Origin of the sequence: Sulfitobacter brevis, from assembly GCF_900112755.1 — a bacterium.
In the GTDB taxonomy this organism is placed as follows: domain Bacteria; phylum Pseudomonadota; class Alphaproteobacteria; order Rhodobacterales; family Rhodobacteraceae; genus Sulfitobacter; species Sulfitobacter brevis.
The window spans coordinates 78,946-104,470 of record NZ_FOMW01000011.1 but is presented as its reverse complement, the minus strand read 5'-3'; the positions used below and the strand labels follow the sequence as shown (position 1 = coordinate 104,470).

Sequence of the window (25,525 nt, the reverse complement as noted above, 5' to 3'; positions counted from 1 at the left end):
CATCCTAAAGCTCGGGGCCCATGACCACGTCAGGCAGCCATGTCACAATGCCGGGGAAGGCCGACAGGATCACGATGGCAAGGATCATACAGCCCACAAAAGGCATGGAGCCTACGAGGATTTTCTTCAGCGAGATATCCGGCGCGATGCCGTTGATCACGTAAAGGTTCAGCCCGACAGGCGGCGTGATCAGCCCGATTTCCATGTTGATCGTCACGATGACGGCAAACCAGTAAGGGTCAAATCCGGCTGTGATGATGATCGGTAGTAAAATCGGCGCCGACATCAGGATCACCGCCACAGGTGGCAGGAAAAAGCCCGCGACCAGCAGGAAGAGGTTGATGATCCCCATTAAAACCCAACGATTCACGTCGAGGTTGGCAATCCACTCGGCTATCGACTGGGTGACGAAAAGCGAGGAGAGCATAAAGGAAAACACCCCCGCCGCGCCGATGATAAAGAGGATCATCACCGACTCGCGGGTGGAGTCGCGCAGCACGGCCCAAAGAGCGGTAGGCTGGTACATCCGGTAGACCACCACCGCGACCACGATGCACAAAAGCGCACCAACAGCCGCCGTTTCCGATGGCGTGGCGACACCGCCATAGAGCGCATAAAGCACGCCCGCGATGATCACGATGAACGGAATGACACGCGGCAGGACTTCGAAGCGTTGCGCCCAAGTATAGCTGATGCCCGACAGCGCCACACCCGCCGCACCGCGCCGCCACGTGTCATAAATCGCCCAAGCAATGAACAGCATAACCAGCAACACACCCGGCAAAACGCCGGCAAGGAACAGACGCCCGATGCTGGTTTCGGTCGCAATGCCGTAGACGATCATGGTCACCGACGGCGGGATCAGGATGCCCAAGGTACCCCCCGCGGCGATTGATCCTGCGGCGACTTCATCGGGGTAGCCGCGCTTGCGCATCTCGGGAATACCCATCTTGCCGATTGCCGCACAGGTCGCCGGAGATGAGCCCGACATTGCGGCAAACAAGGCACAAGCCCCCAGGTTAGAGACGACTAATCCACCAGGCACCTTGGTCAGCCAACGCTCCAGCGCCTCATAAAGGTCTGGCCCCGCGCGCGTCGATGATATCGCAGACCCCATGATGATGAACATCGGGATTGATAGCAGCGCGAAGGAATTGAGGTCGCCGTAAAACAGCTCCGGCAGCGCTTGCAGGCTGCGCGGGCCGTCAAAGACATAGAGAAAGAAGGTCGCAACAATCAGCAGCCCCGCGCCGACGGGCACGCCCGAAAACAACACAAGAACAGTTGCGATAGCGACAAGGCCGCCCAGTACCAGCGGATCCATCAATAGTCCTCATGCGAAGGAGTTGGGGAGGCCGCGGCCATCCCTTTGTCGTCAATCGGCGCACCGGACATAACCATCCAGAAGTCACCGGCTAATTGCAGCAAGAACAGCGCAAATCCGACAGGGATCGCCAGATAGGGGATCGCCAGCGGGATCGCCATCACGGTTTCGGACTTCCAGCCCCGCGCCCATGCCAGATGCCACATTTCCCAGCCGTAAAAGAGCATGATCGCAATCATTCCGGCGGTGATCGCCAAGGTAATCGCTGACAGCCCGCGCCGCATCCGGATCGGCAGCAGGGTCGGCAACAGATCAACCCCGACATGCCCGCGCAGCTTTTGCACATAAGGCAGGCCGATCAGCGTCGCGCCGATCATCAAGTAAATCACCACTTCGGTCTGCCAGACCGTCGACTGGTTCAGCACCGCACGGACAAAAATCATCTGGCAGGTGATCAACACCGCCGCGAGGATCATAAAGGAGGCGAGGACGCCACAAACGGTAGAGATCAAGCCGATCAACCGGACCGCCGCTGGCATCGGCTTGTGCCCATCGGGCCGTGCAAATTGGGTCACGTCAGTGAGCCTCCGTTCTGCTTACTGGGGTAGAAAGCGGGAAGGCAAGTTCGCCCTGCCCTCCCGCCTATCGCAATCACTCGACCGAAAGCGCCATATCAAGCAGCTTCTGACCGTCGGCCAGTTCTTCGACAAACGCCGGATAGGACGTTGTCTTGGCCAGTTCGCGCCATGCGTTGAAATCTTCTTCCGACATCTCGGCCAGTTCGACGCCCGCGTCAGAGAAGGCTTTCGCCGCAACTTGGTCGCCTTTTTTGGCTTCTTCGAGATAGAAGGCTTCAGCCTTTTCGCTGGCTGCCATCAGAGCGGCCTGCTGCTCTTCGGTCAGACCTTCAAAGGTGGTCTTGTTCATTATCATTGGCTGATACATGAACCAAAGCGCGTAATCGCCCGCAGGAGTGTAACACTTCAACTGTTCATAAAGACGGTAGCTGACAAAGCTCTCGGACGAGGTATTGGCCGCATCCAGAACGCCGGTCTGCAAAGCAGTGTAAATCTCGGACGACGCCATCGAAGAGATCGAGGCTCCGGCACCTGCAAGCATCTGTTCAAATGACTTGCCCGCCGCACGAATGCTGACACCGGCTACATCGTCAGGGCCCGTGATACATGCTTTGTTAGAGCCAAATCCGCCCGCCAGATAGCCGTGTACCAGCGTGATCACATCATCACCGGCCATCACAGTTTCGATCTCTTCCATGAATGGCGATTTCGACAAACGCGCACCGTGGTCGTGGTTTTTCACAAGGCCCGGCATCAGGGTCAGGTTATAGGCTGGCTGCTGGCCGCCCGCATAGCTCAGCGGCAGCACGGTCATATCCAACTGGCCACGCGACAGCGGCGTATACTGCTCGCGCGCCTTAAACAGGGTCTGGTTTGGAAAAATCTGGATCTTCAGATCGACATCAGCCGCAGCAACCTCGTCGGCAACCATCTGGGCGACCTGATGGCGCACATCGCCTTCGGACCACTGGTGGCTCAACTTGAGGGTTTCGGCCATTGCAGGTGCGGCAAGCGCGCCCAACAGCACAGCGCCAGCGACGCTGGATTTGAAAAATGACATTGGTGTTCCTCCACGAACTTTTTTGACGGTCCCCGAATCTCCCCCCGGCAACCGCATCTCCTATGCTTAGCAGCACTGTACTCTTTTACAATATTATTGTGTACAATTTAACAGCTCCATAATACTTTGTCTCTATTGCATGCGGTATAACGGCAAGGAGCGACCCATGAAAAAGCTCAAGTTCTCGGTGCATGACGCGTTGGAAGACCGCATTTTGACAGGTCAGCTTTTGCCGGGCGCACGGGTAGACGAGGTGACACTGGCCGAGGAATTCGGCGTGTCGCGCACCCCGATCCGCCAGGCGATCTTTCAACTGGCCGCCACTGGCTTGCTTGAACACTTCCCACGTCGCGGGGCTTTTGTGGCCGATGTCGGCCCGCAGCTTCTGAGCGAAATGTTTCAAGTTATGGCCGAGCTTGAGGGGCTGTGCGCCTCGAACGCCGCGCGCCGTGCTTCGGCCAGCGATATTGAGGCCCTTGAGATTAGCCACTCGCTCTGCGCCGAGGCAGCCCAGACCGGCGACAGTGATCGCTACTATTATGAGAACGAGGCGTTTCACGATCTGATCCGCACGATTAGCGGCAATACTTTCCTCCAAAAGGAAATCGACCGTCTGCAAAAACGCCTGAAAGCCTATCGACGCCTGCAGCTGCGCGCCCGCGACCGGATGAAGACATCGCTGGTCGAACACGCGACCATCGTCGAGACGATCAAATCCGGTGACGAGGCCGCTGCTAACGCGGCGATGCGGGCACATATCACCATTCAGGGCGACCGATTTGCCGATCTGCTGGCCAACCTATCGCGCACGAATACTGCATCAGTGAAATGAGCGTGGCCCAGAACGATGCCCGATGAGTATTGCCCGCCACAGATTAAGCGAGCTTCAGCCGCGCGGTGCCGATCCAGCTCAATCCAAGCATAAAAGTCGCAGTCGCGAGACACAGCGGCAGGCCGCCCCATTGATAGGTCGCCCCCGACAAAAGCGTGCCCGTGAGCCGTCCGGCTGCGTTGGACATGTAGTAGAACCCTACATCCATCGTAACCCGTTCTGCGTTGGAGAAGCTTAGGATCAGGTAAGAATGCAGCGACGAGTTGACCGCGAATATAGCCCCGAACAGCAACAAGCCCGCAACGATTGTCGCGGTGAGCGCTGGGGTCGGCGCAGGCACCATCCAAACCAGCATTGCCAAAACGGCAGGCACAACAATCAGTGCTGCGGCCCAAATGCGGGCTTGTTGCAAGATTGCGCTGTCCTCTCGCACGGCAGCGCGCAGGATACGCGGCGCCGCGCCTTGAACGATGCCGTAAAGGATCGTCCAGACCGCCATAAAGCTGCCGATCATGAAAAACGCGTCCCGGTTGCCTGCGGCGCTACCGTCTGACAGCACCGCATAAAAATAGATCGGAATGCCCACCACAAACCAGACGTCGCGCGCCCCAAACAGGAACAACCGCGCGGCGCTGAGGCGGTTTATGTTGCGGTTTTTCGAGAACACTTCGGCAAACTTCACCCCTTTGCGCCCTACGGGCAGGCCCGACGGCATCGACATTACCACGCCGATAAGAATGACGAACAAGATAGCTGCCATCACCAGCACCGAAGCTACAAACCCCAGCATGCCGAGCATCACGGCTCCCAACAAAAACCCCGTCCCCTTCACCGCGTTCTTTGACCCCGTCAGCAGTGCCACCCAGCGGAACAATCCGCCACTATCCGCAGGCGCAAGGATCTTGACCGCGGATTTCGAGCTCATCTTTGCAAGGTCCTTGGCCACACCCGAGAGTCCCTGCACGCCCATGACAAACACCACAGAGGCGGTGATGCTCCACGCCGGATCAAGCTGTGCAAGAGCCAAAAGCGCCACGACCTGCAATGCCAACCCGACATAAAGGGTGACAGTCAGCCCAAAGCGCGCGGCGATCCACCCCGCTGAAAGATTGGTGACAATCCCCGCAACCTCATAGAGCACAAACAGATAGGCAAGCTGGACTGGCGAAAACCCCAAGGTGTGGAAGTGCAAAAGCACCAGCATCCGCAGCGCGCCATCGGTCAGCATGAAGGCCCAGTACGCCGACGTTACCGTGATATAGGCGGCAAATCCGGCGGGACGTGTCACAGTTTGGCCCCCACCATCAGCGCCACGTCAACCAAGCGGTGAGCGTAGCCAAATTCGTTATCATACCACGCATAGACCTTCACCTGCGTGCCGTTCACCACCATCGTCGAGAGCGCATCGATGATGCTGCTGCGCGGATCGTTGGTGTAATCGGAGGAGACCAATGGCCGTGTTTCATAGCCTAATATGCCCTTCATCGGCCCTTCGGACGCGGCCTTGAACAGCGCGTTCACCTCCTCCACCGTGGTATCCCGCGCCATCTCGAAAACGCAGTCAGTGATTGAAGCGTTCAGCAAGGGCACGCGCACGGCGTGGCCGTTCAACTTGCCGGCCAGCTCGGGATAGATCAGCGTGATTGCAGTCGCCGATCCGGTGGTCGTGGGGATCAGATTGGTCAAGGCCGAGCGCGCACGGCGCAGGTCCTTGGCGGGGCGATCAACAATTGTCTGGGTATTGGTCACATCATGGATCGTGGTGATGGACCCGTGTTTGATCCCGATCCCTTTAAGCAAGACCTTAACCACGGGCGCGAGGCAATTAGTCGTACAACTCGCGGCGGTCACGATGTGGTGCGCGTCAGGCACATAGATGTGATCGTTAACCCCGTAGACGATATTGGCAGTTGGCCCGTCTTTCACAGGCGCGGAGACGACGACCTTCTTCACACCAGCGGCAAAATAGGGCGCCAGCTTGGCCTCGGTCTTGAACGCGCCGGTACAATCAATCATCACATCGACGCCCTCCAGCGGCAGATCTTCCAGATTGCGGGCCTTAATCAACGGGATGCGGGTGCCATCGATGCTGATCGTGTCCGCGTCAAACCCGAACGCGGCTGGCCAGCGACCATGAATTGAATCGAACTCCAATAGATGCGCATGCATTTCGGGATCGCCGACAGCGTCATTGATAAAGGCAATTTTTGCCCCCCGCTCCAACAGGGGGCGCAACGCCAGTTTTCCGATGCGGCCAAGGCCGTTGATAGCATAAGTCGTCATGGCGGGTTATTCCTGTGTAAGGGCGGGTTGTCTGCCGATTTCGTCGATATGGGTCTGCAACGATCTTCGGTCGAGCTGGTCAATCGGCAGGGATATGAACGCGCTAATCCGCTGGTAGAGCACGTCGTGAGCCCGTTGAAAGGCTTGCATCATTTCCGCCTGACTTCCCGTCGCTTTCGCAGGGTCGGCAACACCCCAGTGGCCTGAAATTGGCTTACCCTGCCAGACCGGACATTCCTCGTTGGCGGCGCGGTCGCAGACCGTAAAAACAAAATCCATCTGCGGGGCGGTGCCGGTTCTAAATTCCGCGACGTTCTTGGCACGCAGCGGCGTCACGTCATGCTGCCGAGCGGTGAGCAACCGAACGGCATGGGGGTTCAGATCAGAGTTTTCGACCGTGCCCGCCGAATAGGCGTTAAAAAGATCACCAGCCATCTCGCGCAATATCGCTTCCGCAAAGATCGAGCGGGCGGAGTTGCCCGTGCAGATGAAAAGCACATTGAATTTCGTCCCCTGCGCTGGGGCTACAGTGGTTACAATATCGGCCAGCGCAGGCGGGCACAGATCGGCGCGCCCGCGACAGCAATCGACAAACAGCCCTTCAACGATCCCGCGCGCGGTCTCCAGATTGATGCAATACAGCAACCGCGTCGCGTCCCTACGCTGGGTGATCAGATCAGCGCGGGTGAGTGTGGACAGATACACCGATGCAGTGCTGGCTTTGAGATCGAGCGCTTCGGCAATCTCTCCAGCGGGCAGCGCGTCGGGGCACCGTCGCATCAGCAGCCGGAAGATCGCCAATCGTTGTGGATGGCTCAAGGCAGTAAGGTGATCAATGATATTTTGTTCCATATTTCATGGATATTTGAAATATGGAAATTATCAAGACCTTTCTTGCGCAACTCTGGGAAATCAAAGCGATCTTGCTGCTGCTAAGCGGCTAGAGTTTATCACCCTCTTCTGGTGCCGTTTCCGCAGGCTGGACTGTGTAAATTTGGCGCGCGTGGCCTCTATATTTCTCCACAAGCTCTGGCGCGACTTCGCTGCCATCGACGAGAAATGGCAAGATACCGCGGCGTCCGGATTTGCCCCGCTTTTCCGCGATGTCGCTGTCCGAAACAGTCACCCGTTGCGCCAGGCGTAATCCCCAGGCCCTGAGGTAGTCATAAAGCCGCGCGATCTCGCTGGCGCAGGCCGGATCTTCACCCAAATCGATGAATTCGCTTGGATCGGTCTGCAGATCGAACAGCATCGGGCGGAACCCGCCCTCAAAATGGATTAACTTCCAACGGCCATCGAACACCATAAATATCCGTGCATCGCGGGCCGAAACCCCAAGCGCCGGTGCGCGGGGCGTTGATCCATAGTCATACTCGCTCACTACAAATTCGCGCCATTTTTCCGGCGTTTCGCCGCGCACCCACGGCATCAATGAACGACCTTCAAGGATGTGGTCAGGCACCTCGCCGCCTGCCGCTTCGACAAAGGTGGCGGCAAGATCGATAGACTCGGTCAGAGCTTCGCAGATGGTGCCGCGGGCTCCATCGGCACTGGCCCGTGGATCATAGATGATCAACGGAATTTTAACCGATGCTTCGTGAAAGAAGTCCTTTTCGCCCAGCCAGTGATCGCCCAGATAATCGCCATGATCCGAGGTTAGGACGATCATCGTATCCTCCGCCTTGCCGGTCGCTTCCAGATGATCCAGCAGGCGTCCAAGCTGGTCGTCGCATTGCTTGATCAACCCCATATAAGCGGGAATCACCTTGCGCCGGACATCATCGCGCTGAAACGCCTGCGCGACGGCCGACTTTTGATAGGCCCCCAACACAGGGTGCGGGGCTTTAAGTTCAGCCTTATCGCGCAGCGCTTGCGGCACGTGGTTCTGACCGTACATGGCGTGATAGGGTGCCGGCACAATATATGGCCAATGCGGTTTGATGAAAGACAGATGGGCGCACCAAGGCCCGTCAACTTCATCCACAAACCGGATCGCCTCGGATGTTAGCCATGGGGTTTCGCTGTCTTCCTCACGGATATTGGCGGGCTTATCGGCGTTCTGGAACATCCAGCCCGACGCGATATTGCCATCCTCGACACCTGCGTTGGCATAATCTGACCACGGGTTGTCGCCGTCATAGCCCTTGGACTTTAAATATTCGTTATAGGGCGAGCGTTTTTCGTCGTAGTATCCATCAGGTCCAAATCCCCAGAGCCCGTCATCCCGCGCCCAAGTGTCAAACCCGCAATCGGCCTGTCGCGCGCCGATCACACTGTCAGGCGCCAGCCCGAGACGCGCCATGCCCTTGGCATCGGCCTTCATGTGGGTCTTGCCCAGCAGCCAGCAATTCATGCCCACTTCGCGCAGGTGGTCACCGAGGGTGATCTCGCCCACGCGGAGGGGATAGCCGTTCCACTGCGCGCCGTGGGACGAGACGTATCGCCCTGTATAAAAGCTCATCCGCGACGCGCCACAAATCGGCGATTGCACATAGGTATTGGTGAACCGCACACCCTTGGCCGCGACCCGGTCAAAGTTGGGCGTGTGTAAATGTGGATGTCCGGCACAGCTCAGATAATCGAACCGCAACTGGTCATACATTATAAACAGGATATTCATCGCAGCCTTCCTCCGCAGAAGCTACGGATGGTCAAGTCGGTTAAGAGCATTATTTCGATAGCGCCATGGAATTCAAACGGGGTTGTACAGAGGCCCCGCGCCAAAGCTACGAAAGACTGCCGGACCTATCAAACCAAATATCTCCCACCAGCCCGTCTTGCGTCAGGCCTAAGGCGCTGCGATCGCGGGCCGATTTAACACAATCCCGTGACCTATGGCGTTGAAACTCTATATACTCCCCAAACCACTTTCACGCGAAGGAACCCTTATGGCCCGCGGCAGACACGCAGAGATACCGACCCAAATCCCGCTCAAAGGCTGGAAAGATATCGCTTTGCGGGTGAAGGCCGAGATTGCCGCCGACCATGTCGGGCTGATCGCTGCTGGCGTGGCCTTTTATGCTTTGATGGCAATTTTCCCTGCGATTACGGCGTTGATGGCACTGAGCGGGTTGATTTTGGAGCCTGCCGAAGTAACGGCGCAGCTTGAAGGGCTGATCAGGATGATCCCCGAAGAGGCCGCGCAAATCATTCTTGATCAAGCAGTGGCGGTCACCGGATCGGAGGAAGGCGGGCTGGGCGTGGCCTTTGTTATCGGCATCTTGCTGGCGATTTACTCGGCATCCAAAGGCATGGGCAGCCTGATGGAAGGGCTGAACGTCGCTTATGACGAAGATGAAACCCGTGGCTTTATAAAGCGCACCCTATGGACCCTTGGACTGACGGCTTTTTTGATCATCGGGCTGATATTGGGGTTAACCGCGACGCTGGCGGTGCCTGCGCTTTTGGCCTTTGTCTCCCTGCCCGACTGGCTTGAGATCGGGGTCGCGCTGGCACGCTGGCTGATGCTTGGCTTGCTGACTATTTCAGGTCTGGCAGTGCTCTACCGTTTCGGCCCTTCGCGCGACAATGCCGAATGGAAATGGCTGACACCAGGTGCGGTACTGGCCTGCATCATCTGGATCGCCGCCTCTGCAGGGTTTTCGATCTACGTGAGTAACTTCGGAAGCTATAACGAGTCCTTCGGCAGCATGGCGGGGGTGATCATCTTGCTGATGTGGCTGTGGATTTCGGCCTTCATCGTGCTCTTTGGTGCCGAGCTAAACGCCGAGATCGAGGCCCAGACCACGAAAGACACCACCGTCGGGCCTGATGCGCCGATGGGTGAGCGCGGCGCGGAGAAGGCCGATAATCTCGGGGAGGCCAAGGGCACATCTTGAAGACGCTTTGAGAATGCTGAGACAGCTCCAGCCCTGACTTCCCTGTTCTAGCTTGGGGTGCGATCGGTGCAAATATCTAGCGGGAAATTTTTGCGGAAGAGATTATCTAGACAGAATTCGAAGCACTGCTGTAGCAAATTGGCGTAATTGATCTCGTGTTGTGATTTGATCCAGTAGAATCTGAGAGGTGCTAAAGCCGCCGTGCCACCCAACTCCGCCTCGGCCAGCCTGCGCTCGTATTCCTGCCCTGGAATCGCGTCGAGCAAGCTGCGGGTTTAGGCGGTGTGGAGCACCTTGCTGGTGGGACCGGCTTCGTGTTGACTCAGAGTACATAAAAACCCTGACTTGTTTAATCCGCTGCGGGGCTGCAGGGTTTTTTGCAAGTCCCTGTCGGAAGAGTTCAAAGGCGTCTATGATAGAAATTGAAAAAACAGCGATCGAAGGCGTGGTAATCCTCACACCAAAGCGCTTTGGTGACGCGCGCGGCTTTTCAGCGAAACTTGCAGCCGCACGCGTCTGGCCGATCTGGGCATTGATCTGGATTTCATTCAGGACAATCACTCGCTCTCCGCCACCGTCGGTACCATTCGCGGGCTGCATTTTCAGGCCCCCCACGGGCACAGGATAAGCTGGTGCGCTGTGGGCGCGGGGCGTTGTTTGATGTGGCTGTTGATATCAGGCGCGGCAGCCCGACCTATGGCAAATGGGTCGGAGCGGAGTTGAGCTTTGACAATGGACGCCAGCCTTTGGTGCCTGCGGGCTTTGCGCACGGCTTTGTCACCCGCACCCCCGACACCGAGATCATATATAAATGCTCCGACACATACGCCCCTGAGACCGAAGGCGCGCTGCGGTGGGACGACCCTGATATTGGCATTGACTGGGGGCTGACCGGTGCGCCGGTTCTTTCTGCAAAGGACGCCGTGGCCCCGCTGTTCGCAGAGTTTGATAGCCCATTTATTTTCAAGGACTAAACTATGAAGCTACTCATTACCGGCGGCGCAGGATTTATCGGGTCTGCGGTGGTGCGGCAGGCAATTGCGGACGGGCATTCGGTAGTCAATCTTGACGCGCTGACCTATGCGGCTTGTCTAGAAAATGTGGCCTCCGTGGCCGACAGCCCCGCTTATAGCTTTGTTCAGGCCGACATCCGCAACAGTCCCGCATTGGATGAGGTTTTCGCAGCACTACGGCCCGACGCGGTGATGCATCTCGCAGCCGAAAGTCACGTTGACCGCTCCATCGACGGGCCCGGCGACTTTGTCGACACCAATATTACGGGCACCTACAATATGCTGGAAGCGGCACGCAAATGTTGGAATGATGCCGGCAAGCCTGCCGATTTCCGGTTCCATCACATCTCGACTGATGAGGTATATGGCTCGCTCCCTTCCGATCCTGCAGTGCTCTTTACCGAAGATACCGCCTACGATCCGCGCTCGCCCTACTCTGCGTCAAAAGCCGCCAGCGACCATCTGGTGCGCGCCTGGCATGAGACCTACGGGCTGCCCGTGGTGCTAACCAATTGTTCCAACAATTATGGCCCCTATCATTTCCCAGAGAAACTAGTGCCTGTCATCATTCTGAACGCCTTGGCTGGGGCGGCGCTGCCGATCTATGGCGATGGCGCCAATATCCGCGACTGGCTTTATGTCGAGGACCATGCCGATGCGCTGTTGCTGGTGGTGCGCAAAGGTGCGGTAGGCCGTTCCTATAACATAGGCGGCGAGAACGAACGGACCAATCTGGAGCTTGTCGGCGCGCTTTGCGATATTCTGGATGACCTGCGCCCGCGCAGTGATGGCGCCTCCTACCGCGACCAGATCAGCTTTGTCACCGATCGCCCGGGCCATGATGCACGCTATGCTATTGATCCCACGCGTATCCGCGAAGAGCTAGGCTGGCGGCCTTCTGTCACGGTGGAGCAGGGTCTGCGCAAAACAGTTGAGTGGTATCTGGCGAATGAGCCGTGGTGGCGCGCATTGCAAGCGCGGCACGGGGTCGGCGAGCGGCTGGGCGTGAGGGCATGAGAAGAGCTGCGCCGATAAACCGCAGAGCGCGCGCATGAGTATTCTGGTTTTTGGTAAAACTGGCCAAGTCGCCAGTGAATTGCAGGCTCGGGCAGAGGTCATTGCACTTGATCGCGGCCAAGCCGATCTGTCGCAGCCGCAAATTTGCGCCGAGGCCATCCGCACCGCACGCCCGTCCGTGGTGATCAATGCCGCTGCCTACACAGCGGTTGATCGCGCCGAAGAGGAAGAGGCACTGGCGCTGGCAATTAACGGCGAAGCCCCCGGTGCGATGGCCTGCGCCTGTGCCGAATTAAATATCCCGCTGATCCATATTTCCACCGATTATGTGTTCGACGGGTCTGGCACGGCACCGTGGTCACCCGACGATCCTGTAGCACCTCTTGGGGCTTACGGCCGTACCAAGCTGGCCGGCGAAGCAGCGATCCGCGCGAGTGGATGCGCCCATGTCATCTTGCGCTCGTCATGGGTATTCTCCGCCCACGGCGCCAACTTTGTGAAAACCATGCTGCGGCTTAGCGAAAGCCGGGCGGATCTTAATGTGGTGGATGACCAGATCGGCGGCCCCACACCTGCGGGGGACATTGCTGCTGCCTGCCTGACGCTGGCGGAGGTCATGCGCCAAGGCGCACAGGGCGGCACCTACCATTTCGGCGGAACGCCCTATGCCTCATGGGCCGATTTCGCCCGCGAAATATTCAGCCTTGCCGGTCGTGATGTTAGCGTGACCGGCATCCCTACCAGCGATTACCCGACGCCTGCCACGCGCCCGCTCAACTCGCGGCTCGATTGCTCGGGCATCACACAGGACTTCGGCATCGCCGCGCCCGCTTGGCAGCCTGCCCTTTCTCACATTATAAGAGAGTTGATTTCATGATGGCGTCGTAGAATTTGACGCAGAAGGCAAGGCGCGGCAGATCATCGAAAAACCCGAGGGACCGCCTTCACATTATGCCGTGACAGGGCTCTACTTCCTTGACGGTACAGCGCCCGACCGCGCTGCGAAACATCGTTTGAGCTCTGAGGCAGAGCTAATCCCCAAAAATAAATCCGAAAATTCTCCAATCAAGGCGTGCGCCGACTGACGAAACCGCCAAGCAACCCGGCCAGCGAATTTAAGTTGGCCCAATCGGTTCGGTCAATCCTTACTCAGGCGCGGACAAAACCCGGCGGAAAAATCCAGAGCCTCACGGATCGTCACATCCATATCAAGATGGCGATATGTGCCCAATCGGCCCAGAAAGCTCACGCCCTCCTCTTGCGCCGCCAGAGCTTCGTAGCGCGCCAGCAGCGATTTCTCCTTCACCATTCGGATCGGATAATAAGGAATATCGTCGGGGCCACAGGCGCTTGAGAATTCGCGGTACAAAACCGACCCTTCATGTGTTTCCCAGGGGGCAAAATGCTTGTGTTCGGTGATCCGCATATAGGGCTCCGCGCGATCGCCGTAGTTCATCACTGCGCAGCCCTGATAGTCGCCCTTATGAGTGAACCGTCCAAAGTCGAGCGTGCGATACCCCAAGCGCCCTAACCGCGTGCCAAAATATCCGTCCAGTGCTCCGGTCCAGATCAGATGGTCGGCACGGTCTACCATGTCGGCGGTATAGGGCGTGGTCAGATGTACGTCGATGGCCGGATGATCAAGGATCGCTTCAACCATCGGGGTATAGCCGTCCTTCGGCACCCCCTGAAACGGATGCGCGAAATAGTTGTCGTCGTAATTGAACCGCAGCGGCAAACGCTTGAGGATCGAGGCTGGCAGGTCCTGAGGAGAGCAACCCCACTGCTTTTCCGTGTAGCCCTTGAAAAAGGCCTCATAGAGCGCGGGTCCGACAAAGCGCAGCGCTTGCTCTTCGAAGTTCTGCGGATCGGTGATGCCCCTGTCGGCTTGGGTCTCCTCGATGAAAGCGCGGGCTTCGTCGGCTCTGAATGTCTTTCCGAAAAACTGGTTGATCGTGTGCAGGTTCACCGGCAGCGAATATACGGCGCTGCCGACCGTATTCTTGGCGCGATTGCGGTAGGGCAAGAACTGGGCAAAGCCGTTGGCGTAATCCCAGACCTCGCGGTCGCCTATATGAAAGATATGCGGCCCATAGACATGCATTAAAACGCCGGTCTCGCTGCAGCGCTCGGTGTGGCAGTTCCCGGCCACATGCAGACGGGCGTCAGCGATCTTTATGCTATGCCCTGCTTGAGCCAGCGCTTTTCACGTGACCGCGCCGCTCAGCCCTGCTCCAACGATGAGAATATCCATTCGCAGCCTTCCGCCCCCGCTCTTTTTCCGGTTTTTAGAGCGATGCGCTGGTGTTGAAACCCAATTGATTTGAGACAAAGGCAAGGCAAACGGCACATTTTCGCCCGATTCCCGTAACCTTCGCGCCCCCTGCGCCCCCCAGAACCAGCCTTGGGATTAACATGGGGTTACACAAATGCATCTTATCCAAGACGGTCACGTTGCCACAGGCGACATCACACTCACCACCAACATTCAGGACATGCAGGTTGTCACCTCTTCGAATGGCAGCGTCTGTCTTTATGCCAGCACCGGCGCCAATGGCGGCATCACCGCATGGCGCTTGGACGAGGGTGCTCTGCCCGTGGCCGTTGACCACGTGTATTTCCCCCCTTGGATGTCAGCGGCGGTTGACGGCCTTGGCAGCTTGATGGGCTCGGGCGACCAGATTGCGATCGGCGGCGATGATGCATCCAGCTTGCTTAGCTACGGTATTAGCAACGACGGCCAGATCACGGCCCTCGAACAGTCAGGCGACCTGATCAGCGGCACTGACCGGATTACTGCTATAACAAGCGTTGTTCTTGGTGCCACCAATGTCGTCTACATCGCCGACCAGGGCACAGCCCAGCTTGTCGGCTACCGCGAAAATGCATCGGGCGAGCTTACAGCGATTGGCAATAGCGCGCGCATCGCCACAGGCCCAGCCACCGTTGTGGAACATACCCAAGCGCATAATACTGACTTTCTGCTGGCGGCGTCGTCGGGTGACGAAGGCATCACCAGCTACCGGATCGGCGACACCGGCGCATTGCAAGAAGTCGGCTTTGCCGGCGCCGACACAGGTTTGGGCATCGCAACCCCGACAGCCATGGAAGTTATCCAAGCCTACGGTCAGAGCTTTGTGTTGGTCGGAGCTGCGGGGTCGTCATCGATCACCGTAATGCGGCTGGATGCCCAAGGCGCTTTGGAGGTCACCGATCACCGGATCGATGGGTTGGCAACGCGCTTTGATGGCATCACCGCCTTGGCCGTGGCCCAGCATGATGACCGCGTCTTTGTTGTTGCAGGGGGTGCCGACGACGGGTTGAGCCTTTTCACCCTGCTGCCCGATGGCCGTTTGGTCAGCCTTTCTACGCTGGCGCATGAAACCGGTGCGGGCCTGATGAATGTGCAAGACATCGCCGTTACCATGATCGGCGACACACTGCGCGTATTGGTCACCAGCGCAACCGACGCCGGAATCAGCCAGTATACTGCCGATCTGTCCGACTTGGGCGCCGTGGTTCGGGGCCATGACGGTACACTGAACGGCACAGCAGGCGACGATCTGATTGAAGCCGCGGGCCGCAGCGCAACGATGAATGGCGGCAATGGCGATGATGTGCTTGTGGCCCAGCAGGCAGGCAGCACGATGACGGGCGGCAATGGTGCCGACACCTTCGTGCTCAGCGCCGATGCGGGAACCTACCACATCACTGATTTCCAGGCGGGCGTGGACCAGCTTGATATCTCCGACTTCGCTATGCTGCGTTCCGTCGGTCAAATCGGTCATGAAGCGACTGCCTCAGGCGCCCGCCTGACGTTCCGCGATACGGTCATCGATCTGACCTCGTCGAACGGCAATCCCCTGACACTGGAGGGCATCTTTGGCGGCGGTTTCGACTGGGCAGACCGGATTGTGCCAATGCCCTACTCTGACCCACAGCCAGAGCCGCAGCTGGAAGATTCCACCCCTGCGACGCCAGATGACGAGATCAATGGCTCGACTGGCGATACAGTCGATAGCGGCACGGGGGAATACCAACTTTCTGGCGGCGCAGGAAACGACCTCTTGGAAGGTGGCGTGAACAATGATGCCTTGAACGGCAATGCGGGGCGCGACACTTTAGTCGGCGGCACAGGCGATGACACCCTCCGTGGCGGCACTGGTTTTGACCACTTGGAAGGCGGTGCGGGCAATGATTTCCTTCACGGCGGCTTCGGTGCAGATACATTCATATTCTCTGGCATCGTAAACAATGATCGGATCGCGGATTTCACCCCGGGTACTGATCACATTGCGATCAACGGCATGGGGCTGGACTTCGAAAGCTTGGACCTGGCACAAGCTTGCAGTGACGTCGTAATAGCGTTGGATAGCGGGGAAGTTAGGCTCGTGAATACCGACCTTGCCGATCTTGGCACTGGTGATTTCTGGTTCATGTAGGTTTTCCAGTATGCAATCGGCAAACGAAGGTCGCCCAAGAGCCAATCGTCATCGAAGGAGACATTTCCACACAAACGCTCTGCGCCCGTCCTCTTTGCCGTGCCGCCTATCACTCACCTTTTTGCAACATATCGTCGCGCAGCGGGACAGTCTGACGTTCAATCATCCGGTGGACGACCGGGGACCCCGCCCCGCGGTGCAGAACCCGCAAACGCTCTGACAGCTCGGCATCGGAGTTGGTACGCCTCTCATTGTGGCGTACATATTCACCCCAAGTCGGCACATGATAGCTCTCGCTCCAGTGTTCGGGTTCGTGCAGGTCGCGCAATAGTGCCCATTGCTGCGCACCATCACGAATGCGCACCCGCCGCCGCAGGCTCATCGCCGCCAAAAACTCCGGCACATCCTGCTGCGCGATCTCGTAATCAACCATCACCATGACCGGCCCGCTGCGATAGTTCAGATCGAAGCGTGTCGCGGGCTCCTTGAAACTGTTCAACGGATCTAAGTTCAGCCCGCTAAATTCCGGCAGCGGCAGGCGGAGCCCAATCAGCGCGCCCACCACCATCAACCCGGACGCGGCAAATAACGCGGTTTCCGGCCCCGCACGATCCGCGATCACCCCCCACAGCAAACTGCCCGCAGCCATGCCACCGAAGGTGCCGGTCTGGTAAAGTGCGATGACCCGCCCGACGACCCAGCGCGGCGTCGAAAGCTGGATGGTGACGTTGAACATCGACAGCGAAAGTACCCAGCAAGCACCCGCCAACATCAAAGCCGCGCCTGAGATGGCGGTTTGAGTGCTCAATCCCAGAACCACACAGCTGACCGCAAAACCGATGAAACCGCCCCGCGCAATGCTTTCGTTATTGAACGTCGCCCGCAGCCGCGCATTGCCAAGCGCGCCCAAGACAGCGCCCAACCCGAAACATCCAAGCATGACACCGTAAACAAACGCTGTGGCGTTAAGCGTCTCGCGGACCACCACAGGCAAAAGTGCAAGCAGGGCAATCGCCGAGAGCCCAAACCAGAAACCGCGCAATATAACCCGCATCAGATTGGGTGACATCGCCACATATCGCAGTCCGGCGGAGAACGCGCTGCCCATCGGCTCACGCGGCAGATGGGTGTCCAGCGCCGGAGATTGCCAACGCAGCAGCGCCAAAATAATTGCCACATACGAAAGTGCATTGACCGCAAAAGCGGCAGCGGCCCCCGCGAGCGCCACAATCGCACCCCCCGCCGCCGGGCCGATGCTGCGCATCAAGTTGAACCCCATGCTGTTGAGCGACACGGCCGAAGGCAACTCCTCGCGCGAGACAATATCGCCCATCGTTGCCTGCCAAGACGGATTATGCAGCGCGGTGCCGCAGCCGATCAGAAAGGTAAACGCCAGCAAGGACCACGGGGTCAGCCAGCCCTCAAATGCCATGAATGTCAAAATCACCGACACGACAAACATGAACGCCTGCGCAATCAGCATCACGCGACGCCGGTCAAAATTGTCGGCAAATACCCCTGCGAGCAGCGAAAAGATCATGATCGGCAGCGCCACAGACCCTTGCACGAGGGCGACCATATTCTGCGAACTCGACAGTGAGGTCATCAACCACGCCGCGCCGACGGCCTGCACCAAACCGCCAAAGTTCGATGCCAAGGCCGCGATCCAGAGGGATCGGAAGGTCTGGTTCTTGAACAGGACTAACGGCGAAACACGGGTGGGCACGATCTTGGCCTCTTGCTTGCTGCATTGTCTGGGCACTGACCGGCCATGGGAGAGGTACTACGCCAGTAGGTAGCGTGACCCGCGCCGAAGAACATAGGTTTGCCAAAGGTTTTGACCCCGCCAGCCACCGATCTCGGCCTGCGCAAATTCAAAGCGCGCTCAACGCCCCCAACTCCGCTCCAACGCGCCCAACCAGTTTTCATGGCAGAGCTTGACCATAAGGTTTTCATCATAGCCATGGCCACGCATCGCATCGCGCAACCCACATAGCCCTGCCCCATCGCCGAGCGCCGTCGGCACTGCTGCGCCGTCAAAGTCGGAACCAAAGCCGACCCTATTCTCGCCCAACTGCTCCATCAGATAGTCGAGATGCCGCAAAATCGGATCAAAGCCGATATCTTCCGCCTTGCGGCCATCCTCGGCCAAGAATCCCACCGCAAAGTTCACGCCGACCATACCGTCGCTCTCGCGGATCATCGCCAACTGCCGATCCGTCAGGTTGCGCGATGAAGCCGAAAGGGCATGCGCATTGGAATGGGTGGCGATCAACGGTGCGTTAGACAGTTTGGTAACGTCATTAAATCCGGCCTCGTTGAGGTGCGAAAGATCAACCATGATCCGCAGTTCGTTGCAGGCCCGCACCAGATCGCGACCCGCCTCCGTCAACCCTGCGCCGGTATCGGGGCTGGAGGGGAAAGCAAACGGCACGCCATGCCCGAACACCGTTGGACGGCTCCAGACCGGACCGAGCGAGCGCAGCCCCATCGCGTGAAAAGCGTAAAGCGCATCAAGATCAGGGCCAATCGCCTCGGCCCCCTCGATATGCATGATCGCGGCGACGATACCCTTTTCCATACAATCGCGGATCTCGGCGACGCTATGGCAAATCTTGAACTGGCCTTCGGCGGCACGCTCCATCCACAGCAAATGCCCGGCCATCGCCAGCGCGACGGGCTGCGCCTTAGTGGCATCAATCAAGGCGGGCAAGGGCACCTTGTAGGGCGGACTTCCCATCAGATCATCAATTTCAGCAGGCATATCGTCAGAGGAAATATAGATCGCAAAGAAACCGCCTGCAAAGCCGCCTGCCTTCATACGCGGCAGGTCCAGATGCCCCTTGCCATCGCCTTCCAGCCACGTGCGGGCGCGGTTTTCAGGATCGCGCAGCAGGCGCAGCAGAAAGTCGTTATGGCCGTCAAAAATTGCGGGGGTCTGTGTCACGTGCTCGTGCCTTTTGCCTTAAAACCTTCGCTCGCCACCAATAGGTTGCGGGTATATTCTTGAGTTGCTTCATGGTGTTGCAGGGCGCTGCGGGTGAGTTCCTCAACCTCGCGGCCATGCTGCATCACCACCAAACGCTCGCACATATGCGCGACAACGGCCAGATCGTGGCTGACCAGTACATACGTCAGCCCGCGTTTATGGCGCAGTGCATCGAGCAGGTTGAGCACTTCGGCTTGAATGGACGCATCCAGCGCCGAGGTCGGCTCGTCCAGCAACAGCACTTGTGGCTCAAGGATCAGCGCCCGCGCGATTGCCACCCGCTGGCGTTGGCCTCCCGACAACTGATGCGGAAAGCGGAAGCGAAAACCCTGCCCGAGCCCGACATCCTCCAAAGCCCGCTCGACACGGCCTTCGGGATCATCCAGCCCGTGGATCGCCAGCGGTTCTGACAGAACCTTATCGATGGTATGGCGCGGATGCAGCGAAGCGTAGGGGTCCTGAAACACCATCTGCACATCGCGGTAAAACGCTGGCTGGCGCGGCGCTTTTAGGGCCTCACCCTGAAACGTGATTGTGCCTGCAGAAGTCGGGGCCAGCCCGCAGATCGCCCGCAAAACGGTGGATTTTCCCGAGCCGCTTTCGCCCACGATGCCAAAGCTTTCGCCTTGCGCCACATCAAAACTGACCCCGCGAACGGCTTTTACCTCGTTTGTGCCATGGCCGAACGTCACACCCAGATCACGAACCGAGATCAGCCCCTTTGTGTTCGAAGCCGTCATGCCAGCCACGCCGGATCACGCTCCAAGGTCGGCAGAGGGCGAACCCCGCCATCGATTTTCGGCAGGCAATGCAACAGCCCGCACGTATAGGGGTGCTGGGCATTATGCAGATCGCGCGCCGCAATTTCCTCGACCACACGGCCCGCATACATAACCAACACCCTGTCACAAAACGACGATACTAACCGCAGATCATGGCTGATAAATATCAGCCCCATGCCGCGATCCCGCACCAGATCATCGAGGATTCTCAACACGTCCAACTGCACCGTCACATCCAGCGCCGAGGTCGGCTCGTCCGCGATCAGCAGGTCGGGCTCTCCCACAAGCATCATCGCGATCATCGCCCGCTGGCCCATGCCGCCCGAAAGCTCGTGCGGATAGGCGTCAAAAACCCGCTCGGGGTCGCGGATCTGCACCGACGACAATACCTCCAACGCTTTCTCGCGCATTTCGGATTTGCTTTTGCGGCCAAGTCGGCGGTAGGCCTCGACGATCTGGCGGCCAATGGTCATCACCGGATTGAGCGAGAATTTGGGGTCCTGCATCACCATGCTCATCCGGCGTCCGCGCAACTGCCGCCACGTGGACGAAGACGCGCCCCGCAGGTCAATACCGTCGAACGCCAAATGGTCGGCGGTCACCGTGCCGTTGGACGGGGTCAGCCCGAGAATAGCGCGGCCCGTCTGGGACTTCCCCGACCCGCTTTCACCGACTATCCCCAGCCGCTCACGACCCAGCGAGAAGGACACATCGCGCACCACCCGCACCGGACCGTCCCGCGACGGAAAGGCAACGCTGAGGTTTTTCACTTCGAGCATATTGGTCATTGCGCGGCTTTCGGATCAAGCACATCGCGCAGCCCGTCGCCCAGCAGGTTGAACCCCAGAGAGACCACAAAAATCGCAATGCCCGGCATGGTCGCAACCCACCAGAAATCAATGATAAACCGCCGCCCGCTGGCAATCATCGCGCCCCATTCTGGCTGTGGTGGCTGCGCACCTAGCCCCAGAAAGCCAAGACCCGCCGCGGTCAGGATGATCCCCGCCATATCCAGCGTCACCCGCACGATCACCGATGACATACACAAAGGCACCACATGCCCCCAGATGATCCGGCCCGAGCCTGCGCCCTGCAAACGGATCGCATCAATATAGTCGGCATTGCGGATGGTCAGCGTCTCGGCCCGCGCCAAACGCGCATAGGGCGGCCAGGATGTGATGGCGATGGCGATGATTGCATTCTCGATCCCCGGCCCGAGTGCGGCAACGAATGCCAGCGCGAGAATCAAGCGTGGGAAGGCGAGGAAGATATCGGTTATGCGCATCAGCACCGTATCGACCCAACCGCCAAAGTATCCCGCCGTGGTACCGACAGCCAGACCGATCGGTGTTGCGATCACCGCGACCATCGCCACCACCATCAGCGTCAGCCGCGAGCCATGGACGATGCGGCTAAAAATATCGCGGGCCTGATCATCGGTGCCCATCAGATGCGCCCAAGACGGTGGCAACAGGCGTGCGGTGCGCAGATCGCCGCCGCTCAATGGATCGTAAGGCGCGATGACATCGGCGAAAATCGCCGCCAGCACAAGCACCAGCACAATTCCCAAACCGACCATCGCCAGCTTGTTGCGCCGCAGCTGAACCCAAGTGCGATAGGCCTGCCCCAGCTTGGCCTGCCTGCGCGAGGCGGGCTGTTCGGACAGCAACCAGTCGCGCCGCGACACACCCGCGCTCATGTCCGCCGCCTGACGCGTGGATCAAGCACGGTATAAAGCAGGTCAGACAGCAGGTTTAGACCCACAAAGATAATCCCGATCACCAAGGTGCCACCCAGCACCGCGTTCATATCGGCGTTTTGCAGAGAGTTGGTGAGGTATTGCCCCAATCCCGGCCAGGCAAAAACCGTCTCGGTCAGGACCGACCCCTCCAGCAATCCCGCATAGCTGAGCGCGATCACCGTGACCAAAGGCACCGCCGCATTGCGCAGCGCGTGCAGCCAGATGATCCGCCATTCAGCCACGCCCTTGACGCGGGCCGTAGTCACATATTCCTGCGCCAGTTCGGCGAGCATAAAGGACCGCGTCATGCGGCTGATATAGGCCATCGAGAAATATCCCAGCAAAGTTGCAGGCAGCGCCAGATGCGCAAGCACGTTCACAAAAGCGGCCCAATTGCCCTGCATCGCGGTGTCGATCAGCAGCAGTCCTGTCACTTGCGTGACGCTATATTCATACGCGATATCAATGCGCCCGGGCCCTGCGACCCAACCAAGCTTGGCGTAAAACACCAGAAGACCCAGTAGCCCCAGCCAGAAGATCGGCGCCGAATACCCTACCAGCCCGACAACCCGTATCACCTGATCGGCCAGCTTGCCCTGACGCACAGCGCCCCACACCCCCAGCGGCACACCGGTGATGGTGCCCAGCAAAATCCCCGCCGTCGCCAGTTCCAGCGTCGCCGGAAACACCCGCGCGATGTCTTCGATGATGGGTTTCTTGGTCAACACGGACACGCCCAGATCACCGCTCAGGGCGTTCTTCAGGTAAATCCAGAATTGATGATAAAGCGGCTTATCCAGCCCCAGCGCGAGATAGGCCGCGTCATAGGTGGACTTTGAAGCGCGGTCACCGACAACGGCCAAGACCGGATCAACAGGCACCACGCGCCCGATCAGAAAGGTCACGACAAGCAGGCCAAAAAAGGTCACCGCAATGGTCGCGGTCAACTTGCCGGCCTTCATGCCAAGGATCGGAAGGGCGCCCCAGCGCCCTCCACTGTTTTCAGGTGACGTCGTGCTCATTCCGATTTGGTAACCTGACGGAACGAGTTGTCGTTGAACGATGGCCCGATGATGAAGCCATTAACGTCCTTGCGGATGCCCAGCACTTCGATCTCCTGAAACATGATCACGAAGGGCGAGACCTTCTGATGTTCTTGCTGCAGGGCAATATACATATCGGCCCGCGCCTTGGCGTCCTTCTCCAACACGGCGGCATCGGCCTGTTTGGTCATTTCAGGAATGTCCCAAGCGTTGCGCCATGCCAGCGGCTTGGAGGCAGCATCATCGCCGTTGTCGGGGTTGCGCGCAAAGGTATCGGCGTTGGTGTGCGGATCCTGATAATCCGGACCCCAGCGACCGATATAGATATCGTGGTTCCTTGCGCGATACTTGGTCAGCGTCTGCTGGCCATCGCCGGGGATCAGTTCCATCTTGATACCGGCATCGGCCATCGTCTGCTGGATCGCTTCGGCCATTGCGGTGATTTCTGGCGTGTTGCGGGTATCCATCGTGACGGTGAACCCGTCAGGCAGATCGGCAGCGGCCAGCAGTTCTTTGGCCTTCTCGACGTTCAGCGCGTAAGGATTGTCGTTCAACGCCCCAAGGAAACCTTCGGGCAGGAACGCTTGGTGGACCTTGACCTTACCTTTCATGATCGTGTCAGCGATGGTGGCGTAATCCACCAGATATTTCATCGCTTCGCGCACCTCAGGCTTCATCAGATTTTCGTTTTTCTGGTTCAGACCCATGTAATAGATCGAACCCTTAATACCGTCCTCGATCTTGATGTCCGCGTTATCGGCCAGGGCAATGATCTCTTCAGCGCCAAGGTTACGCGCGATGTCGATGTCACCCTTTTCCAGCAACAGCCGCTGGGTCGAGCCTTCGGGGATGTGGCGATAGATTGCCCGCGCCATTGGTGATGCGTCGCCCGAGAAATTCTCGTTGCGTTCCAAAACGATTACCTCGTTGGCACGCCAGTCGCGAATGGTGAAAGCGCCCGAACCGGCATAATTTGTTTTCAGCCATTCATAGCCGAAATCGCCGTCTGCCTCATGGCTCATCACCAGTTCTTTATCGACCACAAAACCGACCGTCGCGGTCAGACAATAAAGCAGGAGCGTCGGCGCATAGGCCTTGTCCATCTCCAGTTCCATCGTCATGTCGCCGGTCTGGCGCACCATTTGATCGACGTTTTCGGCATTCAGGCCGAACTGGGTGAGGATAAAGGCCGGAGATTTGTCGAGCTTGACCGCGCGTTGCAGCGAGAACACCGGATCGGCGGCGGTAATTGGATTGCCGGAGGCAAATTGCAGACCTGGCTTGATGGTAAAGGTAAAGGTCTTGCCGTCTTCGGAGACTTCCCAGCTTTCTGCAATCACACCAAAGATATCGGAGACGTCTTTCACGTCATAGCCGACCAAGGGCTGATAGCTGTTGCCCAATACTTCGGAGGCGGTAAATTCAAATACTTCGGCAGGATCGAGGCTGATTACATCATCAATCTGCCACGCTTGAATCAATGTATCGGGCGGCGTTTGCGCCTGCACCGGCACAGAGGCAAGGCCAATGGCCGATGCCATGAACGCCGCCGCAATCTGTTTTGTAATATAGGACATGAAGAACTCCTCTGTAGCTGTGACAGCCCGTTCGCGCTCCGTCTTTGCGGAACCTCAGCCTGGCCAAGGACATTGGCATTCAATCTCAGGTTCAAGTCAAGCGGTACGCATGAGGAATAATCGAAGTTGCCGGTAGATCAGTACGCGTGTCTGTGTTGATAGAAGAGATCGCAATAAACAGCGCGCGTGCATACCTCTCAGTCAAGTCCCCTGATAACAACAACAGTCCAGGTGTTTAACCATCCCTTAATCGTTTTATTCTTTGCGCCCCCAAGGATTTATGTATGACTGTTGTAAAATAAAGTTGCGGGCAGTGGCATGACAATTTCTTACGCAGCGGCGCGAAATGCGCCTCTCCTCGAGCGGGAGGACGAACGTCTGCTGATCGAAGATTGGCAGTGTCGCAAGGATAGTGCCGCACTTGAGGCGCTGTTGTTGTCGCACGCAAGGCTTGTTTATTACTGGGCGCGCAAGGTGGGCCGCGATGCGTCCGAGCAAGAAGAGCTTGTATCAGAAGGGATTTTTGGCTTGATCCGCGCGGCTGATCTTTTTGACGCCTCCCATAAGGTGCGGTTTTCGACCTATGCACGCTGGTGGGTCAAGAACGCTGTCCTGACCGCGCTAGAACGCCTGCGCGCCATCGTCGAGACCCCCGCAGGCGTGCGCTCGCCGGTCGCGACGCTGGTTGGGCAAAATGCCGATGATCTCAATGCTTTGGATCAATTGCCCTCGGATGACCCTACCCCCGAAGAGCGCATGATCGCGAAATCCTCGCACTCCGCCATGTGTCTGCGTCTCAAGGACGCGATGACCAGCCTCAATGATCTGGACCGTGAAGTGGTGACGTGCCGGAGCCTCAAACAGCCGCCGGATTCTATCGGCGATCTGGCCGACCGCTTGGGCATGAACACATCCAAATTGCGCCAGCTTGAGCGGCGCGCCATGATGCGTCTCAAATACGAGCTGGTCGCGCGCGGCGTTCTCACCAGCAGGGCGCAATAACGG

21 protein-coding genes and 2 pseudogenes are annotated in these 25,525 nt (G+C 58.3%); 8 read left to right on the top strand and 15 right to left on the bottom strand.

Annotation, left to right across the window (positions count from 1 at the left end; all coding sequences use genetic code 11):
- Nucleotides 1-4: 4 nt before the first annotated feature.
- From BM174_RS15410 to dctP, 3 genes are all read right to left on the bottom strand, one after another.
- A complete protein-coding gene (locus BM174_RS15410; protein ID WP_093924748.1) occupies nucleotides 5-1,324 on the bottom strand; it encodes a TRAP transporter large permease in 1,320 nt (439 codons plus the stop codon).
- The gene (locus BM174_RS15405) at nucleotides 1,324-1,863 is read right to left on the bottom strand and encodes a TRAP transporter small permease (protein ID WP_093924810.1); all 540 of its coding nucleotides are present in this window, start codon (nucleotides 1,861-1,863) and stop codon (nucleotides 1,324-1,326) included. Before BM174_RS15405 ends, BM174_RS15410 begins: the two co-directional genes overlap by 1 nt.
- Before the next feature lie 112 nt (nucleotides 1,864-1,975).
- Nucleotides 1,976-2,962, bottom strand: a complete 987-nt coding sequence (gene dctP, locus BM174_RS15400; protein ID WP_093924747.1) for a TRAP transporter substrate-binding protein DctP — start codon at nucleotides 2,960-2,962, stop codon at nucleotides 1,976-1,978.
- Nucleotides 2,963-3,128: 166 nt separating this feature from the next.
- Between dctP and BM174_RS15395 the strand changes: the two genes are divergently transcribed.
- Nucleotides 3,129-3,794: a GntR family transcriptional regulator gene (locus BM174_RS15395; RefSeq protein ID WP_093924746.1), complete on the top strand. Its 666-nt coding sequence runs from the start codon at nucleotides 3,129-3,131 to the stop codon at nucleotides 3,792-3,794.
- 43 nt (nucleotides 3,795-3,837) lie between these two features.
- On the opposite strand, the gene arsJ is transcribed toward BM174_RS15395, so the two are convergent.
- The 4 genes from arsJ to BM174_RS15375 all read right to left on the bottom strand — a co-directional run bounded on the left by arsJ (nucleotide 3,838) and on the right by BM174_RS15375 (nucleotide 8,697).
- On the bottom strand, nucleotides 3,838-5,082 hold the full coding sequence (gene arsJ / locus BM174_RS15390) for an organoarsenical effux MFS transporter ArsJ (RefSeq protein ID WP_093924745.1): 1,245 nt from the start codon (nucleotides 5,080-5,082) through the stop codon (nucleotides 3,838-3,840).
- Nucleotides 5,079-6,077 (bottom strand): ArsJ-associated glyceraldehyde-3-phosphate dehydrogenase, encoded by a 999-nt coding sequence (locus tag BM174_RS15385; RefSeq protein WP_093924744.1) that lies wholly within the window; start codon nucleotides 6,075-6,077, stop codon nucleotides 5,079-5,081. The genes arsJ and BM174_RS15385 overlap by 4 nt, the downstream gene beginning before the upstream one ends.
- 6 nt (nucleotides 6,078-6,083) lie before the next feature.
- On the bottom strand, nucleotides 6,084-6,929 hold the full coding sequence (locus BM174_RS15380) for an arsenate reductase/protein-tyrosine-phosphatase family protein (protein ID WP_093924743.1): 846 nt from the start codon (nucleotides 6,927-6,929) through the stop codon (nucleotides 6,084-6,086).
- A gap of 88 nt (nucleotides 6,930-7,017) precedes the next feature.
- Entirely contained in the window at nucleotides 7,018-8,697 is a 1,680-nt protein-coding gene (locus tag BM174_RS15375; protein ID WP_093924742.1) for a sulfatase-like hydrolase/transferase, read from the bottom strand.
- 268 nt (nucleotides 8,698-8,965) lie between these two features.
- Between BM174_RS15375 and BM174_RS15370 the strand changes: the two genes are divergently transcribed.
- The 5 genes and pseudogenes from BM174_RS15370 to BM174_RS15350 all read left to right on the top strand — a co-directional run.
- The gene (locus tag BM174_RS15370) at nucleotides 8,966-9,916 is read left to right on the top strand and encodes a YihY/virulence factor BrkB family protein (protein ID WP_093924741.1); all 951 of its coding nucleotides are present in this window, start codon (nucleotides 8,966-8,968) and stop codon (nucleotides 9,914-9,916) included.
- 516 nt (nucleotides 9,917-10,432) lie between these two features.
- A pseudogene (gene rfbC, locus BM174_RS15365) lies at nucleotides 10,433-10,890 on the top strand (dTDP-4-dehydrorhamnose 3,5-epimerase).
- Nucleotides 10,891-10,893: 3 nt separating this feature from the next.
- Complete coding sequence (gene rfbB / locus BM174_RS15360) at nucleotides 10,894-11,946, top strand: dTDP-glucose 4,6-dehydratase (RefSeq protein WP_093924740.1); 1,053 nt, start codon at nucleotides 10,894-10,896, stop codon at nucleotides 11,944-11,946.
- Between the two features lie 34 nt (nucleotides 11,947-11,980).
- Nucleotides 11,981-12,823 (top strand): dTDP-4-dehydrorhamnose reductase, encoded by an 843-nt coding sequence (gene rfbD / locus BM174_RS15355; protein ID WP_093924739.1) that lies wholly within the window; start codon nucleotides 11,981-11,983, stop codon nucleotides 12,821-12,823.
- Nucleotide 12,824: 1 nt separating this feature from the next.
- Nucleotides 12,825-12,980, top strand: a pseudogene (locus tag BM174_RS15350) (sugar phosphate nucleotidyltransferase); the annotation flags it as partial.
- Nucleotides 12,981-13,084: 104 nt separating this feature from the next.
- Here BM174_RS15350 and BM174_RS15345 read toward each other — a convergent pair.
- Nucleotides 13,085-14,146, bottom strand: coding sequence for a UDP-galactopyranose/dTDP-fucopyranose mutase family protein (locus BM174_RS15345; RefSeq protein WP_245766402.1), 1,062 nt, complete (start codon nucleotides 14,144-14,146; stop codon nucleotides 13,085-13,087).
- Nucleotides 14,147-14,375: 229 nt separating this feature from the next.
- Between BM174_RS15345 and BM174_RS15340 the strand changes: the two genes are divergently transcribed.
- Complete coding sequence (locus BM174_RS15340; RefSeq protein ID WP_093924738.1) at nucleotides 14,376-16,388, top strand: M10 family metallopeptidase C-terminal domain-containing protein; 2,013 nt, start codon at nucleotides 14,376-14,378, stop codon at nucleotides 16,386-16,388.
- Between the two features lie 109 nt (nucleotides 16,389-16,497).
- Here BM174_RS15340 and BM174_RS15335 read toward each other — a convergent pair whose 3' ends face one another.
- The 7 genes from BM174_RS15335 to BM174_RS15305 form a co-directional block, all read right to left on the bottom strand.
- Nucleotides 16,498-18,114 carry an MFS transporter gene (locus BM174_RS15335; protein ID WP_093924737.1) on the bottom strand — a complete coding sequence of 539 codons (1,617 nt, stop codon included), beginning with the start codon at nucleotides 18,112-18,114 and terminating at the stop codon, nucleotides 16,498-16,500.
- A gap of 159 nt (nucleotides 18,115-18,273) precedes the next feature.
- The gene (locus BM174_RS15330; RefSeq protein WP_093924736.1) at nucleotides 18,274-19,335 is read right to left on the bottom strand and encodes a dipeptidase; all 1,062 of its coding nucleotides are present in this window, start codon (nucleotides 19,333-19,335) and stop codon (nucleotides 18,274-18,276) included.
- Nucleotides 19,332-20,117, bottom strand: a complete 786-nt coding sequence (locus BM174_RS15325) for an ABC transporter ATP-binding protein (RefSeq protein ID WP_093924735.1) — start codon at nucleotides 20,115-20,117, stop codon at nucleotides 19,332-19,334. The genes BM174_RS15330 and BM174_RS15325 overlap by 4 nt, the downstream gene beginning before the upstream one ends.
- Nucleotides 20,114-20,947 (bottom strand): ABC transporter ATP-binding protein, encoded by an 834-nt coding sequence (locus BM174_RS15320; protein WP_093924734.1) that lies wholly within the window; start codon nucleotides 20,945-20,947, stop codon nucleotides 20,114-20,116. The genes BM174_RS15325 and BM174_RS15320 overlap by 4 nt, the downstream gene beginning before the upstream one ends.
- Nucleotides 20,944-21,846 (bottom strand): ABC transporter permease, encoded by a 903-nt coding sequence (locus tag BM174_RS15315; RefSeq protein ID WP_093924809.1) that lies wholly within the window; start codon nucleotides 21,844-21,846, stop codon nucleotides 20,944-20,946. Before BM174_RS15315 ends, BM174_RS15320 begins: the two co-directional genes overlap by 4 nt.
- Before the next feature lie 8 nt (nucleotides 21,847-21,854).
- Entirely contained in the window at nucleotides 21,855-22,922 is a 1,068-nt protein-coding gene (locus tag BM174_RS15310; RefSeq protein WP_093924733.1) for an ABC transporter permease, read from the bottom strand.
- Nucleotides 22,919-24,484, bottom strand: coding sequence for an ABC transporter substrate-binding protein (locus tag BM174_RS15305; protein WP_342742071.1), 1,566 nt, complete (start codon nucleotides 24,482-24,484; stop codon nucleotides 22,919-22,921). Before BM174_RS15305 ends, BM174_RS15310 begins: the two co-directional genes overlap by 4 nt.
- A 354-nt stretch (nucleotides 24,485-24,838) precedes the next feature.
- On the opposite strand from BM174_RS15305, the gene BM174_RS15300 reads away from it, so the two are divergent.
- A complete protein-coding gene (locus BM174_RS15300) occupies nucleotides 24,839-25,522 on the top strand; it encodes a sigma-70 family RNA polymerase sigma factor (RefSeq protein ID WP_093924731.1) in 684 nt (227 codons plus the stop codon).
- Nucleotides 25,523-25,525 lie beyond the last annotated feature (3 nt).

What these genes read in the sequence shown, in the direction of transcription:
- BM174_RS15410 (WP_093924748.1), bottom strand. Translation starts at nt 1,324, where the DNA reads ATGGATCCGCTGGTACTGGGCGGCCTTGTCGCTATCGCAACTGTTCTT.
- BM174_RS15405 (WP_093924810.1), bottom strand. Translation starts at nt 1,863, where the DNA reads ATGCCAGCGGCGGTCCGGTTGATCGGCTTGATCTCTACCGTTTGTGGC.
- dctP (WP_093924747.1), bottom strand. Translation starts at nt 2,962, where the DNA reads ATGTCATTTTTCAAATCCAGCGTCGCTGGCGCTGTGCTGTTGGGCGCG.
- BM174_RS15395 (WP_093924746.1), top strand. Translation starts at nt 3,129, where the DNA reads ATGAAAAAGCTCAAGTTCTCGGTGCATGACGCGTTGGAAGACCGCATT.
- BM174_RS15385 (WP_093924744.1), bottom strand. Translation starts at nt 6,077, where the DNA reads ATGACGACTTATGCTATCAACGGCCTTGGCCGCATCGGAAAACTGGCG.
- BM174_RS15380 (WP_093924743.1), bottom strand. Translation starts at nt 6,929, where the DNA reads ATGGAACAAAATATCATTGATCACCTTACTGCCTTGAGCCATCCACAA.
- BM174_RS15375 (WP_093924742.1), bottom strand. Translation starts at nt 8,697, where the DNA reads ATGAATATCCTGTTTATAATGTATGACCAGTTGCGGTTCGATTATCTG.
- BM174_RS15370 (WP_093924741.1), top strand. Translation starts at nt 8,966, where the DNA reads ATGGCCCGCGGCAGACACGCAGAGATACCGACCCAAATCCCGCTCAAA.
- rfbB (WP_093924740.1), top strand. Translation starts at nt 10,894, where the DNA reads ATGAAGCTACTCATTACCGGCGGCGCAGGATTTATCGGGTCTGCGGTG.
- rfbD (WP_093924739.1), top strand. Translation starts at nt 11,981, where the DNA reads ATGAGTATTCTGGTTTTTGGTAAAACTGGCCAAGTCGCCAGTGAATTG.
- BM174_RS15340 (WP_093924738.1), top strand. Translation starts at nt 14,376, where the DNA reads ATGCATCTTATCCAAGACGGTCACGTTGCCACAGGCGACATCACACTC.
- BM174_RS15325 (WP_093924735.1), bottom strand. Translation starts at nt 20,117, where the DNA reads ATGACGGCTTCGAACACAAAGGGGCTGATCTCGGTTCGTGATCTGGGT.
- BM174_RS15320 (WP_093924734.1), bottom strand. Translation starts at nt 20,947, where the DNA reads ATGACCAATATGCTCGAAGTGAAAAACCTCAGCGTTGCCTTTCCGTCG.
- BM174_RS15310 (WP_093924733.1), bottom strand. Translation starts at nt 22,922, where the DNA reads ATGAGCACGACGTCACCTGAAAACAGTGGAGGGCGCTGGGGCGCCCTT.
- BM174_RS15305 (WP_342742071.1), bottom strand. Translation starts at nt 24,484, where the DNA reads ATGGCATCGGCCATTGGCCTTGCCTCTGTGCCGGTGCAGGCGCAAACG.
- BM174_RS15300 (WP_093924731.1), top strand. Translation starts at nt 24,839, where the DNA reads ATGACAATTTCTTACGCAGCGGCGCGAAATGCGCCTCTCCTCGAGCGG.